Below are 15,888 nucleotides of genomic sequence, written 5' to 3'. Positions count from 1 at the left end.
TAGTATAATTACCATTGTTGCTTTAGGAGTGATGGAAAATGAAATGGTCATTAATAGAATTGCAAAAATATCGCAATGAACCGCTACTTTTTTCTGAGACTGTTGAGTTGAAAAAATCATTAATGGAACGTGATTCTGAAATTTTAGACGTTAGCCCTATCAAAATTGATGGAACACTAATCGTTGAAAAAGAAGAAGTTATCGCCCACTTGGTTATTTCACTTGGTTTAACTATGCCCTCAGCAAGATCGTTAAAACCGGTGTTGGTTCCGATGTTAATTGAAGCAAATGAAATTTATGTTCCAAAAAACGTAACAGACTTTGCCGCTAATGAAAGAGAAGAAACGGTTATTTATTTAGATAAAGACCTGATTGACTTGACAGAAGCAGTTGAAGATACGATTCTTTTAAACCTTCCTTTACAGGTTTTTACACCTGAAGAAGAAGCTGAAGATGATATGCCAAGCGGAAACGGTTGGGAAGTTGTTTCAGAAGAAGAATACGTTATGCGTTTGGAAGAGCAAAAATCACAAAGTGTGGATCCTCGTTTTGCTGGTCTAGCTGATTTGTTTTCGGACAACACTGACAACGACCAATAGCAAAATTGGAATAAATCGCTTCTACTCTAACCCTAGGCATAAAGAGAAGCAATTATTATAAGGAGGTGTAGATCATGGCAGTACCAGCTAGAAGAACATCAAAAGCGAAAAAAAATAGACGTCGTACGCATTATAAATTGGAAGTTCCAGGCATGAACCCATGTCCTAACTGTGGCGAACTGAAAAAGAGCCACCACGTATGTCCAGCATGTGGACAATATGACGGTAAAGAAGTAATAAGTAAAGAAGCTTAATACTTAGGAAAAACACCTTTTGAGACCATGGCTCAAAGGTGTTTTTTTGTTCTTTATTTTGATTGAATAATATCGTTAGTGTTTTCTTATTTTTCATTTCATAGTACAATAAGAGTCGAATATGCAAAAAATAATGTTAGAAAGGGTGGTAGTTGTTGAAAATTCCATTTACAATTGCGGAAATCGCTTTTTATATTGCTCCAGTTTTATTCTTACTTATACTTAAAAGCTTAATTCGTAAACGGTTAATTATCCGACATGTTGCTATTAAGCCACCAGATGTTTTAGTGCCATTTTTATTGATTGGTATTCATATTTTAAGCGAGATGACACTCAAGTTTAGTTTGCTGCCTTATTTTGCTATTTTTATGCTAAGTTTAGGGATTGTGATTGTCTGTTTAATGGCGTATAAAAAAGGCGAAATTTTATTTAGCCGCTTTTTTAAAACATTTTGGCGTTTCTTGTTCTTATTTTCTTTCTTAATGTATTATATTTTAGTCGGATTAAATATTGCGCATCACTTTATTTAGGTAAAAATGAATTAAATAACGGAATTTCAAATAGATTTAGCTAAAAAATGTACTATTTTTAGCTAAATCTATTTTTTTTTGGAATTTTATCTCATTTATAAATATGTATCAAGTTTAAAAAGGGAGCATTGGTATTCTTTTTCATGCTGTTTTTGGGAAAATCCCCCACTTTTATTTATCAAATTTTCTTAATGAAATCCTTGATTTTAATAGAGTTTCTAAGAATTTTATTATTTTTGTCTAAATTTTAGGTTTATAGTGGTGGAAAGTGGGGGGATGTGGTAGACTAAAAATAGTTCTTATAATATGGGGGTGAGTGTAGACATGTTGATGGGTGAATTTAAACATAACATCGATGCTAAAGGTCGATTGATTATGCCAGCAAAATTCCGAGAGGATTTAGGCGAGAAATTTATCATTACTAGAGGGATGGATGGTTGTTTGTTTGGTTACCCACAAAACGAATGGTCTGCACTGGAAGAAAAACTGAAACAACTACCCTTAGCTAAGAAAGACGCTCGTGCTTTTACACGTTTTTTTTACTCAGCTGCTACAGAATGTGAACTTGATAAACAAGGAAGAATAAATATTCCACAAACACTCAGAGAACACGCTGACTTAGAAAAGGTTTGTCATGTTATTGGTGTTTCAGATCGTATTGAGATTTGGAGCCAAGAGCGTTGGACGAAATTTTCTGATGAAGCTGAAGAAAGCTTTGATGATATTGCTGAAAATATGATTGATTTTGGATTTTAAAAAAGGTGGAAATAATATGACAACATTTAATCACGAAACCGTATTGTTACATGAAACAGTTGACGGTTTAGCTCTAAAACCAGATGGCGTATATGTAGATTGTACTCTTGGTGGAGCAGGACATAGTGAATATTTACTTTCACAACTAAGCGAAGAGGGTCATCTTTATGCCTTTGATCAAGATGAACGAGCTTTAGAAAATGCTAAAATACGTTTGGCACCTTTTGTTGAAAAAGGTATGGTTACATTTATCAAATCAAATTTTAGATTTATTAAAGAAGAATTAAATCAAATCGGTATCTTTGAAGTAGACGGTATTCTTTATGATTTAGGTGTTTCTTCCCCACAACTAGATGAGGCTGAACGTGGCTTTAGTTACCATCAAGACGCTCCTTTAGATATGCGAATGGATACACAGGCACCGTTGACAGCCAAAGAAATTGTGAACACATGGAGTTACCATGAGTTGATTCGGATTTTTTATCGGTATGGAGAAGAAAAATTTTCCAAACAAATTGCTCGAAAAATAGAAGCAGCTCGTGAAGTTGCACCAATCGAAACAACTGGTGAACTAGTTGAATTGATTAAAGAGGGAATTCCAGCCCCAGCTAGAAGAAAAGGCGGACACCCTGCTAAGCGTGTTTTCCAAGCAATCCGAATTGCGGTCAATGATGAGTTGTCAGCCGTAGAAGACTCGTTAGAAGCGGCTATTTCATTAATTAAAGTCGGAGGACGAGTGAGTGTGATAACTTTTCATTCATTAGAAGATCGAATTGTAAAATCAATATTTAAAGAACATTCTGCGTTGCCAGAATTGCCACCAGGTTTGCCTGTGATGCCAACTGAATTTCAACCAGAATTGAAATTAGTTAATCGTAAACCAATTATACCGACTGAAGAAGAGTTAGAACAAAACAATCGAGCGCGTAGTGCAAAACTAAGAATTGCAGAAAAACAAAAGGAAAAATAAGGACAAAAATCAAACTGTCAATGAAAGGATGTAAAATAGTATGGTATTAACAAATAATTTAGCTAGAGAACTTGAAATAGATGTCCCTTTGCGTTCCCCAGAAATCCCAAAAGAGTCGCCGGTACATATGCCAGCACCTCGAAAAGCTGGCGTAACCAAACTTGAGAAGTTAATGCTGATTGTAGTCGGTGTGACTGCATTCATGTTAATGGCAGTCTGCATCTCTCAAGAAATCAGTATCTCATCTAAAAATAGAGGGATCCAAGATACGACAGTTGCTATTTCAGATACAAAAAATGTCAACGACAATTTAGCTCAAGAAATTCAAGAGTTGTCACGTTATGACCGTGTTTATGATATTGCGTTAAAAGCTGATTTAAAAATGAATCAAAACAATGTTAGGAATGTAACAAAATGAAAAAAAATAAAAGCCCTCAAAAAAATAGAAAACAAATAGCTATGATATTATTCTTTTTGACCATTTTTCTATTTGTTGTATTTATTAGCCGTTTTTCCTATGTGATGGTTAAGGGGCAAATTAATGGGGAAGACTTAGCTGAAAAAGTTAATAATCTCTATACAAGAAGTAGTGTACTCAAAGCAAATAGAGGAACCATCTATGATATAGATGGAAAACCCATTGCGATGTATGCTGCTTCTTATTCTTTAGTTGCCGTTTTGACGGATAAGTGGTCGACAAAAGAGAATCCTAACTATGTTAAAGATAAAGAAAAAACGGCGGAAGTGATTTCTCAGAACATCCCTTTAAGTAAAGAAGCCGTACTAGAGATTCTGAATCGAAAAGGTGAAGATGGGAAACCTCTGGCTCAAGTAGAATTTGGTAATGAAGGTAAAGATTTAAGCTATGAAACGAAAGTAACGATTGAAAAAACAAAATTACCAGGCTTAGTATTTACAGAAACGCCTAAACGTTTGTATCCTAATGGTGTTTTTGCTTCTAATTTAGTTGGAATTGCGTCACTTCCTACTAAAACAGATGAAGATACTGCTGATTTTGTACCTGGAACAGAACTTGTAGGTGAAATGGGAATTGAACAAGCTTACAATAAATTGTTAACAGGAACACCAGGTAAATATGAATTCAAAACAGATAATTTTGGTTATGCTTTGCCAAATTCAAAAGTGAAAGAAGTTAAAGCGAAAGACGGATCTGATATGTATTTAACATTGAATAATCGTCTTCAAGTTTATATGGAAAGTACTGTAGCGGAAGTAGCAGCTAAGTATCAACCAAAAACCATGACAGCAACATTAATGAATGCTAAGACAGGTGCTATTATTGCAACGACCCAAAGCCAGACTTTTAATGCAACTACGAAAGAAAATATTGATAAAAGTTGGCGTAATATGCTTGTTGAAGATAGTTTTGAGCCAGGTTCAACAATGAAAGTCTTGACTTTAGGGGCAGCAATTAATGAAGGTGTCTTTAATCCAAATGAAACGTTTCTTTCTGGAACAAAAACGATTGAAGGAGGCCAAATTCGCGACCATAATGGTGGAGTCGGTTGGGGTCATATTTCTTATTTAGAAGGATTACAACGTTCTAGTAACGTGGCTTTCTCTAATTTAGTTGAAAAGATGGGGAATGATACGTGGAAAAAATATATGACGGACTTTGGTCTTGAAAAATCAACAGATTCTGGCTTACCTAATGAAGCTATTGGGAAAATAGGTTTTGATTATCCTTTAGAAAAAGCCAATACTGCCTTTGGACAAGGATTAACAGTAACTGATTTCCAAATGCTTCAAGCCTTTTCAGCAGTGGCAAACAAAGGCAAGATGATGAAACCTTATTTTGTCGATCGAACTGTGAATCCGAATACTGGTGAAGAAAAAGTAACCCAGCCAACAGTTGTAGGACAACCGATTACAGCTGAAACGGCACAAAAAGAGTTGGAATATCTACAAGAAGTCGTTTATGGAGAAAATGGTACTGGACAAGCCTACAAAATTGATGGTTATAAAATTGCTGCTAAAACAGGAACAGCAGAAATTGTTGACCCTACAACTGGTTTGTATGCAACTGGAGATAACAATTATGTCTTTTCAGTAGTAGGAATGGCACCTGCTGAAGACCCAGAATTAATTATGTACATTACGATGAAGCAACCACAAGTCTATGATGGAACGATAACTGGTGGTGGGATGATTGCAGAAGTCTTTAACCCTGTAATGAAGCGTGCTTTACAATATCAAGAATTAGGAAAACAAGCTGAAATAGAAGAAAATAATCAAGTTGTGATGCCTCGTGTGATGGGGAGTTTGAAAGAAGAAGCCCGCCAAAAATTAGAAGAAAACAAATTGAATGTGACGATTATTGGAAATGGTGATACAATAGTACAGCAAATGCCTTTACCAGATGAACCTGTTTTAGAAGGACAAAGAGCAATGCTGTTAACCAACGGTGCAATGACAATGCCAAATATGACCGGTTGGTCTAAGAATGATGTGTTAAAAGTGTCTGAAATGACCGGACAAAAATTTAAAATTGTGGGAGACGGATTTGTAACAACTCAAAGCTTAGCTGAAAATTCTAGCATGGAAGGCGTTGCAGAGATTGAAGTTACATTAGTTGCCCCATAAGAATAAGAAAAGGTGAAATCAATGAAAGCCAGTAATTTGATTGCAAGTATTCAGTTTAAACGATTATCAAAAGAATTACCAAAAGACTTGGAGATTAATAGCATCACACAAGATACAAGAGAGATTACGGAAGGTTCGTTATTTGTTTGTATTACAGGAGCCTTGTTTGATGGCCATCAATTTGCGCAAGATGCTGTTGAAAAAGGTGCCGTTTTATTAATAGCAGAAAAACCAATAGATGTTTCTGTTCCAGTTATTTATGTGGCCAATGCCAACCGTGCAATGGCTATAGTGGCTGATGCCTTTTATGACCACCCAAGTCAGGATTTTAGAATTATAGGCGTTACAGGTACAAATGGGAAGACAACGATTACTCATTTGATTGATCAAATATTTAGAGATCATCAAGAAGTAACTGGTGTGATTGGTACAATGTATCGTCGTATTGGAAATACAACTTTTGAAACTAAAAATACAACACCAGATAGTTTAACGTTGCAAAAAACATTTGCAGAGATGCGGCAAAAAAATGTAACGACATGCGCTATGGAGGTTTCTTCCCATTCATTAGTCCAAGGACGTGTTTGGGGAACAGATTTCGACATCGCTGTATTTACAAATTTAAGTCAAGACCATTTAGAATATCATCATACAATGGAAGAGTACGCTCATGCCAAGAGTTTATTGTTCTCTCAACTAGGGAATATTTACAATCCTGAAAAACCTAAATATGCTATCTTGAATATGGACGATCCAGTGGGGCGTGATTTTAGAAAAATGACTGCTGCCGAAGTTTTAACTTATGGAATAGAAGAAGCTGCTGATTTTAGAGCTAACTCAATTGAAATAACCAATCATGGAACTCGTTTTTTACTAGAATTTAATGGGAAAGAATACCCTGTTCATTTACAATTAGCAGGAAAGTTCAATATTTTGAATGCTTTAGGAGCTATTGGTGCAGCTTATGCAGCTGGGCTTGAATTAGAAACGATCATTTCTTCATTAGAAGGGATTAGTGGTGTTCGTGGCCGTTTTGAACTAGTCAAAGGACCACAAGATTTTGCTGTAGTAGTAGACTATGCTCATACACCAGATGGTTTGTTAAATGTACTAACGACAATCAATGAGTTTAAAACTGGCGATGTATACTGTGTAGTTGGTTGTGGCGGAGATAGAGATAAGACCAAACGTCCAAAAATGGCTCGAATTGCGATGGATTATGCGGATCATGTTATTTTTACTTCCGATAATCCTAGAACTGAAGACCCTAATGAAATTTTAAAAGATGTTGTAGCTGAGCTAGGTAGCGATGAAAGCTATCTACTTGAAGTCGACCGTCGTAAGGCAATTGAGTTAGCGGTGAAAAAAGCGCAGGCAAATGATATTATTTTGATTGCCGGAAAAGGTCACGAGGATTACCAAATTATCGGTACAACAAAACATCATTTTGATGACGTGGAAGAAGCTAAAAAAGCTATTGAAACATTTTATAAGTAAAATTAAAATCAATTAATTTATTTTTAAGAAATCCTTCATAAGAGGAGAACGGCTTAATAAGTATGATATAATTTTTAATTAGGACAAAAAGTTTAATACGTTTATAAAAGCTTAGAAAACCTAGTTATTCAGTATAAAAAGCTAGCAATTTTGTTGCTAGCTTTATTAAAACAATAGGAGCGGTTAAAATGCACTGGACAGAAATGTTAATGCCATTTGTAAGTAGTTTTGCACTTACAATTATGGTTATGCCAATGTTTATTGGCTATTTTAGGATGAAACAAATTGGACAAGTGACTAGAGATGAAGGGCCAAAATGGCATGAAGTGAAAACAGGTACACCAACAATGGGTGGAGTTGTTTTTATTATTGCCACATTGATTACTGCAGTTTGGGTTGGTATTTGGCAAGGAGCATTGACCTTATCTTTAGGATTACTTCTATTTATTCTGGCTTTATACGGAGTGCTAGGCTTTTTAGATGATTTTATCAAAGTATTTAAAAAAAGAAATTTAGGTTTGACATCTAAACAAAAACTAATCGGTCAAATCATAGGTGGTATTATCTTTTTTATTGTTTTTAAATATGAAGGTTTAGCCACTAAAATTGCTTTCCCGTTTATTGGTTCAATTGATATTGGCTGGTTATATGGTATATTTGTTATTTTTTGGTTAGTCGGATTTTCTAATGCAGTTAATTTAACAGATGGTTTAGATGGATTAGTTGCTGGGACGGCAAGCATTGCGTATGGTACTTATGCAGTAATAGCATGGCATCAACAACAAACAGATATCTTAATTTTTTGTGTAACAATTGTTGGTGGTTTAGTTGGATTCTTTTTCTTCAATAAAAAGCCAGCTAAAATATTTATGGGAGATGTTGGTTCTTTAGCTTTAGGCGGTGGTTTAGCGGCCGTTTCTATTTTATTGCACCAAGAATGGTCTCTACTTTTAATTGGTTTAATTTTTGTGATTGAAACCGCCAGTGTGATGATTCAAGTAACATCATTTAAATTGACGGGTAAACGAGTCTTTAAAATGAGCCCTATTCACCATCACTTTGAAATGAGTGGTTGGAGCGAATGGCGCGTTGTTTTAACATTCTGGTCAGTTGGTTTACTTGCAGCAATTGTTGCATTACTAGTCATTCTTTAAGAAGAGGGGTAGAGACGTTGAAAAAAATTACTACGTATGAAAATAAAAAAGTTTTAGTTGTTGGTTTAGCTTTAAGTGGGGTAAATGCAGCAAAATTATTACACGAATTAGGTGCATTGGTTACAGTAAATGATTATAAAAGTTTTGAAGAAAATCCTGAAGCACAAGAATTGTTGGAATCAGGAATTCGCGTTGTAACAGGAGGTCATCCCGTTGAATTACTGGATGAAGACTTTGAATTGGTTGTGAAGAATCCAGGAATTATGTACAACAATCCAATTGTCCAAAGAGCGGTTGAAAAAGGAATTCCAGTCATTACTGAGGTAGAGTTAGCCTATGAAGTTTCTGAAAGCCAAATGATTGGAATTACTGGTACAAATGGAAAAACAACGACAACAACAATGATTGCTGAAATTTTAAATTTTAATCGTAAAAAAGGTCATGCTTATGTTGCTGGAAATATAGGAATGCCAGCTAGTTTAGTGGCGCAAACAACAACACCAGAAGATGAAATCATTATTGAACTTTCAAGCTTTCAACTAATGGGTATTACAAAAATGAAGCCAAGTATTGCGGTGATTACAAATGTTTTTGAAGCGCATATTGACTACCATGGAACGCGTGAAGAATACGTGGCTGCTAAATGGCGGATCACTGAAAATCAAACTGAAGAAGACTATTTAATTTTAAATTGGGATCAAGAAGAGTTAAGAGAGTTGGCAAAAACTAGTAAAGCGAAAATTATTCCATTTTCTAGAAAAGAAGTCTTAGCTAATGGTGCCTATTTAAAAGGCGATATGATTTATTATCAGGATGAAGAAATTATGGATAAAAAAGCGATTCTGATTCCTGGTGAGCATAATGTTGAGAATGCTCTTGCAGCAATTGCGGTAGCAAAACTACTAGGTCAAAGTAATGAGAATATCGTTGGTCTATTGACTACATTTGCTGGAGTAAAACATAGAACTCAATTCGTAACAGAGTACAAAACACGAAAATTCTATAATGATTCTAAAGCAACAAATATTTTAGCTACAGAAAATGCGTTAAAAGGTTTTACAGACCCAGTCATTTTATTAGCAGGCGGATTGGACCGTGGAAATGGATTTGATGAGTTGATCCCTGCCTTACGTAACGTTCAAGCGTTAATTGTATTTGGTGAGACAGCGGCTAAATTAGAAGAAGCTGGAAAAGCTGCAGGCGTAAAAGAAATTCATGTCGTACAAAATGTTGAAGCAGCAGTTCCGGTTGCTTATGAGTTGAGTACAGAAAAATCTGTTATTTTACTTTCACCTGCTTGTGCAAGTTGGGATCAATACCGTAGCTTTGAAGTTCGTGGAGATGTATATATCAAAGCAATTGAGCAATTGATTAGTGATTTAAAAGAACAGGAGGAGTAGTTTTTTTATAAAAACTACGGCTAAATTATGAAAATTATTTTATCAGGTGGTGGAACTGGTGGACACATTTATCCAGCACTTGCCTTAATTAGACGATTAAAAGAAGTCAATCCTAGTGTTGAAATTATGTACATTGGAACTGAAAAAGGCTTAGAAAAAAAATTGGTTGAAAAAGCTGGTATTGCATTTAAATCAGTTGAAATTCAAGGTTTTAAACGTTCGCTTTCATGGTCAAATGTTAAAACGATTCAACTTTTTTTCAAAAGTGTCGCTGATTCAAAAAAACTTGTAAAAGAGTTTAAACCAGATGTTGTAATTGGTACAGGTGGCTATGTTTGTGGTCCAGTAGTTTATGCAGCAGCTAAACTAGGTGTTCCAACTATTATCCATGAGCAAAACAGTGTTGCAGGAGTAACCAATAAATTTTTAAGTAAATTTGTGTCAAAAATCGCACTATGTTTTGAAGAAGCGCGTGGAGAATTTCCTAAAGTACCAGAAAAAGTTGTTTTGACAGGGAATCCTAGAGGCCAAGAAATGTTGGCTGTCGTTAAGTCTGACATTTTAGCTGAATACGATTTAAATCCTGAGCTACCTACATTGTTGATTTTTGGTGGAAGCCGAGGTGCGCGACGAATTAATGAAGCTTTTATTGAAGCCTTGCCACAACTAGTTGGAAAAGATTTTCAGATTCTATTTGCAACTGGTGAAGTTCACTATCAAAAAATTAGTAATGAACTGACTATATTAGATGTTAAAAATAACAATATATCTGTGGTGCCGTATATTTATAATATGCCTGAAGTTTTTGCCAATGTGTCATTAGTGATGGCCCGTAGCGGAGCGACTAGTTTAGCCGAATTAACTGCGCTAGGATTACCAAGTATCTTGATCCCTAGTCCGTATGTTACAAATGATCACCAAACTAGAAATGCAGAAAGTTTAACTCATAATGGAGCAGCTGTTATGGTACCAGATGCTGAGTTAACAGGAGATCGATTGATTAAAGAAGTCGATCGACTGATGACAGATACTCTTGCTAGAAATAAAATGGCAGAAGCGGCTAAAAAAATGGGTATAACAGATGCAAGTGACCGAATAATTGCGTTGATTAACGAAGTAGTATAAACTATAAAAATAACATTGATTGGAGTGAGGCTGAATGGCAAATTGGAATAAAAGACGTCCGTATCAAAAAGAGTCAAAACAGTCTCCTCAGTCGATGACACCTTGGGAAAAAATGCAACAAGCGTCAAACGGGAATAGTGTGGAGCAAGAAGTTCAACCCAAAAATCAACCTAAAAAGAAAAAACGTGAGAAAAAAGTTGTTTCGATGGAAGATAAACTGCCTCGTTTAAAAGAGTTAAGACGAAAAAAAATGTATCGACGTTTATACACGTTAATTTTTTTATTTTCTTTTGCAATTTTTTTGATTGTGTATTTTATTTCTCCCTTCAGCCGAATTGAAACAATCTCGGTTGTTGGAGCAAATGAAGTCACAGATCAAGCCGTTATTGATGCGAGTCGATTGAAGTCAGGCGATTCATTATGGTCCAATTTTTTTGAGCGAAAAAAAATTGCTCAAAAAATTGAAAATCAGTTGGAGCAAGTCAAATCAGCAACCCTCCAATTTGATGGATTAAATAGTTTTAAAATTGCCGTTAAGGAATACAAAACGGTGGCTTATTTAGCTAAAGATAATGAGTATCATAATATTTTAGAAAATGGCAAAATTGTAAAGGAAAGTCGAAAAGTATCAATTGGAAATCCACCGATTTTTGTCGACTTTAAAGAAGGTCCAGCATTGGATGAAATGATTTTACAATATAGTCAATTAAGTACAAATATCAAAAATAGCATTTCAGAAATTCAATTTACCCAAAGTGATTCAGATGATTATTTAATTACATTGAATATGAATGATGGAAATCAAGTTGTTGCAAGTATTCCAAGTTTTGCAGAACAAATGGCCTATTACCCAGATGCTGTTAAAAAAACTGATGGACAGAAGGGTATTATTAACATGGAAGTTGGAATTTTTTTCAAGGCTTTTGAAGAAAAAGCGAAATAAAATCGTTGTAAATGAAAAAACAAGGGGAACAAAGAAAAAAAACGGTTAAATGCTTCGTAAAATAGCCGTAGATATGGTAAAATTAAAATTATCTATAAAGAATTTATAACTTAAACATTTAAATACGTGAATGGAGGTTTCAATGAATGGGAAATACAGGGATTTATGTGAGTCTAGATATTGGAACCACTTCAATAAAAGTAGTTGTAGCTGAATTTGTGAATGGTCAAATGAATATTATTGGTGTTGGAAATGAAAAATCTGAAGGCTTAAGCCGCGGGATTATTGTTGATATTGATCAAACAGTTGATTCAATCAAAAAAGCGATTAAACAGGCGGAAGAAAAAGCCAATATTGATATCAGAAATGTCATCGTAGGTATTCCAGCAAATAATGTCAAAATTGAGCCTTGTCACGGTATGATTGCTGTATCTGGTGATAATCGTGAAATTACTGAAATTGATGTGGAAAATGTTATGGCTGCAGCGATGGTTAAATCTGTTCCACCTGAAAGAGAAATTATTGCTGTTATTCCAGAAGAATTTGTCGTAGATGGTTTTTCTGAAATACGTGACCCAAGAGGCATGATTGGCGTGCGACTAGAAATGCATGCAACGATGATAACTGGACCTAAAACTATTTTACATAACACTAAACGTTGTGTCGAAAAAGCAGGTTTACAAATCGAAGAAGTTGTTTTACAACCACTAGCAATTAGCAGTGCAGCAATGACGAAGGAAGAAGCAAAATTTGGTACTATTTTAATCGATCTAGGTGGTGGTCAATCGACTGCTGCAGTTATGCATGATAATCAATTGAAATTTACCTTTGTTGATCCTGAAGGTGGCGAGTATGTATCGAAAGATATTTCAGTTATTTTGAATACATCATTCGATAGTGCTGAACGAATTAAACGCGAGTATGGTTTTGCTTTACCAGAAGAAACTTCGCCAGACGAATATTTCCCAGTAGATGTTATTGGTAAAAATGAACCAGTGCGCATTGATGAGCAATATTTATCTGAGATTATTGAAGCTCGTCAACTGCAAATATTTGATAAAATTAAAGCTGAATTAGATGCAGTTGGAGCAAGAGAATTACCAGGTGGTATTGTGATTACCGGAGGGGCGGCAGCTTTACCAGGTTTAATAGAATTAGCAAAAGATGTTTTTGAAATCAATGTTAATTTATACGTACCTGATCAAATGGGAATGAGGTTTCCAACATTTTCAACTGGGATTGGTTTGATTGAGTATGTAGCCAATCTAGATGAAATTCATGCGATTGCTAAAGGTCGTGGGAAAGGAAGCACATACACCTCGGCTCAACCGCAAAAGCAAACTAGTCATGTTGAATATGAAACAGAAGAGGTAGTAAAAGAAAAACCTGTTAAGAAGCCTAAGAATGAAGAAGATAAATTTACAAATAAAGCAAAAAATTTCTTTACAAACTTTTTTGATTAATTTAAAAAATAAATAATTTAAATAAAAAAGCAGGACTTGCCCCGTTAGAAATAAACGGCCAATGAGCTTTTAAATTAAGCTAGTTCTGAGGAGCTAGCTTCTAGGAGGAAATAGGATGGAATTAGAATTTGATTCAAACTTAAATGGAGCTGTAATTAAAGTTATTGGTGTCGGTGGAGCTGGTAATAATGCAGTTAACCGTATGATTGATGAAGGCGTTAAAGGGGTAGAATTTATCGTAGCCAACACAGATATTCAAGCTCTACAAAGCTCAAATGCAGAAATTAAAATTCAATTAGGACCTAAATTAACAAGAGGATTAGGTGCTGGTTCAAATCCTGATATTGGTCGTAAAGCCGCTGAAGAAAGTGAAGAGCAAATTGCAGAAGCGTTACGTGGAGCAGATATGATCTTTGTTACAGCTGGTATGGGTGGTGGAACGGGTACTGGAGCTGCTCCAGTAGTTGCTCGAATTGCTAAAGAACAAAGTGCTTTAACAGTTGGAGTTATTACACGTCCATTTACCTTTGAAGGACCTAAACGTGGTCGTTTTGCTGCAGAGGGTGTTTCTGAAATGAAGGATCATGTTGATACATTAGTGATCATTTCAAACAATCGTTTGTTAGAAATCGTTGATAAGAAAACACCAATGCTAGAAGCATTCCATGAAGCTGATAATGTTTTGCGTCAAGGGGTTCAAGGAATCTCAGATTTAATTACAGCACCAGGCTATGTAAACTTAGATTTTGCAGATGTTAAAACAGTAATGGAAAATCAAGGTTCAGCTCTAATGGGTATTGGGATGGCAAGTGGTGAAAATCGTACGGCTGAAGCAACTAAAAAAGCTATTTCTTCTCCATTATTAGAAGTATCAATTGATGGCGCAGAACAAGTCTTGTTAAATATCACAGGTGGACCAGATTTAACTTTATTCGAAGCACAAGATGCATCTGATATTGTTTCAGCTGCTTCAACAACTGAAGTAAATATTATTTTTGGAACATCTATCAACGAAAATCTTGGCGATGAAGTGATTGTAACAGTTATTGCAACAGGTATTGATGCTCGTAAAGGTCAACAAGCGCAAGGTGGAACGAATCGTAGTCGTGGCTTTGCTAATAGCGAAGATACAGCTTTTAGTCGTCAAACAGAAGCTCCAGCAACGAATCAACAAGCACCACAAGCTAAAACAGAAAAAGATCCATTTGGCGATTGGGATATTCGTAGAGAACCTAATGTACGTGAAAATTCGAACTTCCAGCGTGAAGATACATCATCTGAAAAAGCTGAATTTGATGTTTTCAAACGTGACTCAGCAGCAGAAAAAGGGCATAGCAATGATGAGGACAGTTTGGATACACCGCCATTCTTTAGAAGACGCCGTAAATAAATGACGATTAAAGAAAACTTACAACAAGTTGAAGAAACGCTTAATCTTTCTTTAACTCATGCCCAACGTCAACCAGAAGCGGCAACATTAATTGCTGTTACTAAAGCTGTAAGTAATGAAGAAACAGCTGAAATCTATCATTTAGGGATAAAGAATTTAGCTGAGAATCGGCCAGAAGGTTTGATTGCGAAACAAGATTTTTTACCTGAAAAAGATATTATTTGGCATTATATTGGTAATTTACAATCTAGAAAAGTCAAGCAAGTGATTAATCGAATTGACTATTTTCATAGCTTAGATCGTCTGACTTTAGCTAGTGAGATTGAAAAGCGAGCAGATCATCAAATTGCGTGTTTTGTGCAAGTTAATGTTAGTAAAGAAGAGTCAAAGCATGGGATTTCGCCAGTAGAATTAACAGAATTTATTGCTGAACTAGCGAATTACTCAAAGATTCAAGTGATTGGATTAATGACGATGGCGCCATTAGGAGCCAATGAAGCTGAAATCAGACATTATTTTTCAGAGTTGCGCATTTTACAAGCAGAAATAGCCAGTAAAAAAATTCCCTATGCTCCTTGTACTGAGTTGAGTATGGGAATGAGTAACGATTATCAATTGGCAGTAGAAGAAGGGGCCACTTTTATCCGAGTCGGTTCACTATTGTTTAAATAAAAATTTGAAGGAGGGTTATTATGAGTATGTTAAGTAATGTATCCAAGTTTTTTGGATTAGATGAAGAAGATGATTACGATTATGAAGAATACGAAGTTCCAGAGGAAGCTCCCAAAGCAGTAAATACTCAGCCTAAAGCTCAAGTGAAAACATTTAACGAAGCAAGGCAAGCAGCGCCAACAACTAATCGTGTTCCGAATCAAAAAAATAGTAAGGTGGTTGCTATGAATCAATCTACTATTCCGCAACAATCAAAAATCGTTGTTTTTGAACCTAGAGTCTATTCAGAAGTACAAGAAGTCGCTGATTTGTTAATTAGTAACCAATCGGTTGTTTTAAACTTTAATAGAATTGAAGAAGATCAAGCTAAACGTATCGTTGATTTCTTAACGGGCACGATCTATGCAATTAATGGGGATATTCAACGAATCGGTGACGAAATTTTCCTATGTACTCCAAACAATGTAGAAATTGATGGTATGCTAACAGAAATGATGCGCGACAAAGAGTTTTATTAGAAACGAGGTGTTT

Annotated in this window: 16 protein-coding genes; all 16 read left to right on the top strand. The window is 35.4% G+C overall.

From position 1 onward, the window contains the following. Positions 1-38: 38 nt before the first annotated feature. The 16 genes from BR77_RS05190 to BR77_RS05115 all read left to right on the top strand — a co-directional run bounded on the left by BR77_RS05190 (position 39) and on the right by BR77_RS05115 (position 15,875). Entirely contained in the window at positions 39-599 is a 561-nt protein-coding gene (locus tag BR77_RS05190; protein WP_010053404.1) for a YceD family protein, read from the top strand. A 74-nt stretch (positions 600-673) separates the two neighbouring features. Next, on the top strand, positions 674-853 hold the full coding sequence (gene rpmF, locus BR77_RS05185; RefSeq protein WP_010053406.1) for a 50S ribosomal protein L32: 180 nt from the start codon (positions 674-676) through the stop codon (positions 851-853). A 155-nt stretch (positions 854-1,008) separates the two neighbouring features. Then, positions 1,009-1,383, top strand: a complete 375-nt coding sequence (locus BR77_RS05180; protein WP_010053407.1) for a DUF3397 domain-containing protein — start codon at positions 1,009-1,011, stop codon at positions 1,381-1,383. 324 nt (positions 1,384-1,707) lie between these two features. Further along, positions 1,708-2,139 (top strand): division/cell wall cluster transcriptional repressor MraZ, encoded by a 432-nt coding sequence (gene mraZ / locus BR77_RS05175; protein WP_010053408.1) that lies wholly within the window; start codon positions 1,708-1,710, stop codon positions 2,137-2,139. A 16-nt stretch (positions 2,140-2,155) separates the two neighbouring features. Next, positions 2,156-3,109, top strand: coding sequence for a 16S rRNA (cytosine(1402)-N(4))-methyltransferase RsmH (gene rsmH / locus BR77_RS05170; protein WP_010053409.1), 954 nt, complete (start codon positions 2,156-2,158; stop codon positions 3,107-3,109). A 40-nt stretch (positions 3,110-3,149) separates the two neighbouring features. Beyond that, on the top strand, positions 3,150-3,527 hold the full coding sequence (gene ftsL2, locus BR77_RS05165) for a cell division protein FtsL (RefSeq protein WP_015075985.1): 378 nt from the start codon (positions 3,150-3,152) through the stop codon (positions 3,525-3,527). Then, positions 3,524-5,713 carry a penicillin-binding transpeptidase domain-containing protein gene (locus BR77_RS05160; RefSeq protein WP_035064138.1) on the top strand — a complete coding sequence of 730 codons (2,190 nt, stop codon included), beginning with the start codon at positions 3,524-3,526 and terminating at the stop codon, positions 5,711-5,713. Before ftsL2 ends, BR77_RS05160 begins: the two co-directional genes overlap by 4 nt. A gap of 21 nt (positions 5,714-5,734) precedes the next feature. Continuing rightward, entirely contained in the window at positions 5,735-7,210 is a 1,476-nt protein-coding gene (locus BR77_RS05155) for a UDP-N-acetylmuramoyl-L-alanyl-D-glutamate--2,6-diaminopimelate ligase (protein ID WP_015075987.1), read from the top strand. Between the two features lie 188 nt (positions 7,211-7,398). Continuing rightward, positions 7,399-8,364, top strand: coding sequence for a phospho-N-acetylmuramoyl-pentapeptide-transferase (mraY, locus tag BR77_RS05150; RefSeq protein WP_010053414.1), 966 nt, complete (start codon positions 7,399-7,401; stop codon positions 8,362-8,364). A gap of 17 nt (positions 8,365-8,381) precedes the next feature. Continuing rightward, the gene (gene murD, locus BR77_RS05145; RefSeq protein WP_015075988.1) at positions 8,382-9,764 is read left to right on the top strand and encodes a UDP-N-acetylmuramoyl-L-alanine--D-glutamate ligase; all 1,383 of its coding nucleotides are present in this window, start codon (positions 8,382-8,384) and stop codon (positions 9,762-9,764) included. A 27-nt stretch (positions 9,765-9,791) separates the two neighbouring features. Beyond that, on the top strand, positions 9,792-10,889 hold the full coding sequence (murG, locus tag BR77_RS05140; RefSeq protein ID WP_015075989.1) for an undecaprenyldiphospho-muramoylpentapeptide beta-N-acetylglucosaminyltransferase: 1,098 nt from the start codon (positions 9,792-9,794) through the stop codon (positions 10,887-10,889). A gap of 34 nt (positions 10,890-10,923) precedes the next feature. Further along, complete coding sequence (locus BR77_RS05135; protein ID WP_016356385.1) at positions 10,924-11,832, top strand: cell division protein FtsQ/DivIB; 909 nt, start codon at positions 10,924-10,926, stop codon at positions 11,830-11,832. Positions 11,833-11,978: 146 nt separating this feature from the next. Further along, a complete protein-coding gene (gene ftsA / locus BR77_RS05130) occupies positions 11,979-13,295 on the top strand; it encodes a cell division protein FtsA (protein ID WP_015075992.1) in 1,317 nt (438 codons plus the stop codon). 115 nt (positions 13,296-13,410) lie between these two features. Further along, complete coding sequence (gene ftsZ, locus BR77_RS05125) at positions 13,411-14,685, top strand: cell division protein FtsZ (protein ID WP_010053421.1); 1,275 nt, start codon at positions 13,411-13,413, stop codon at positions 14,683-14,685. Continuing rightward, entirely contained in the window at positions 14,686-15,357 is a 672-nt protein-coding gene (locus BR77_RS05120; protein WP_015075993.1) for a YggS family pyridoxal phosphate-dependent enzyme, read from the top strand. A 20-nt stretch (positions 15,358-15,377) separates the two neighbouring features. Next, entirely contained in the window at positions 15,378-15,875 is a 498-nt protein-coding gene (locus BR77_RS05115) for a cell division protein SepF (RefSeq protein ID WP_010053425.1), read from the top strand. The last annotated feature ends 13 nt before the right edge of the window (positions 15,876-15,888 follow it).

The sequence above is a fragment of the Carnobacterium maltaromaticum DSM 20342 genome (assembly GCF_000744945.1).
In the GTDB taxonomy this organism is placed as follows: domain Bacteria; phylum Bacillota; class Bacilli; order Lactobacillales; family Carnobacteriaceae; genus Carnobacterium; species Carnobacterium maltaromaticum.
The sequence above is the reverse complement of the archived record's forward strand: the minus strand, read 5'-3'. Positions and strand labels throughout refer to the sequence as shown.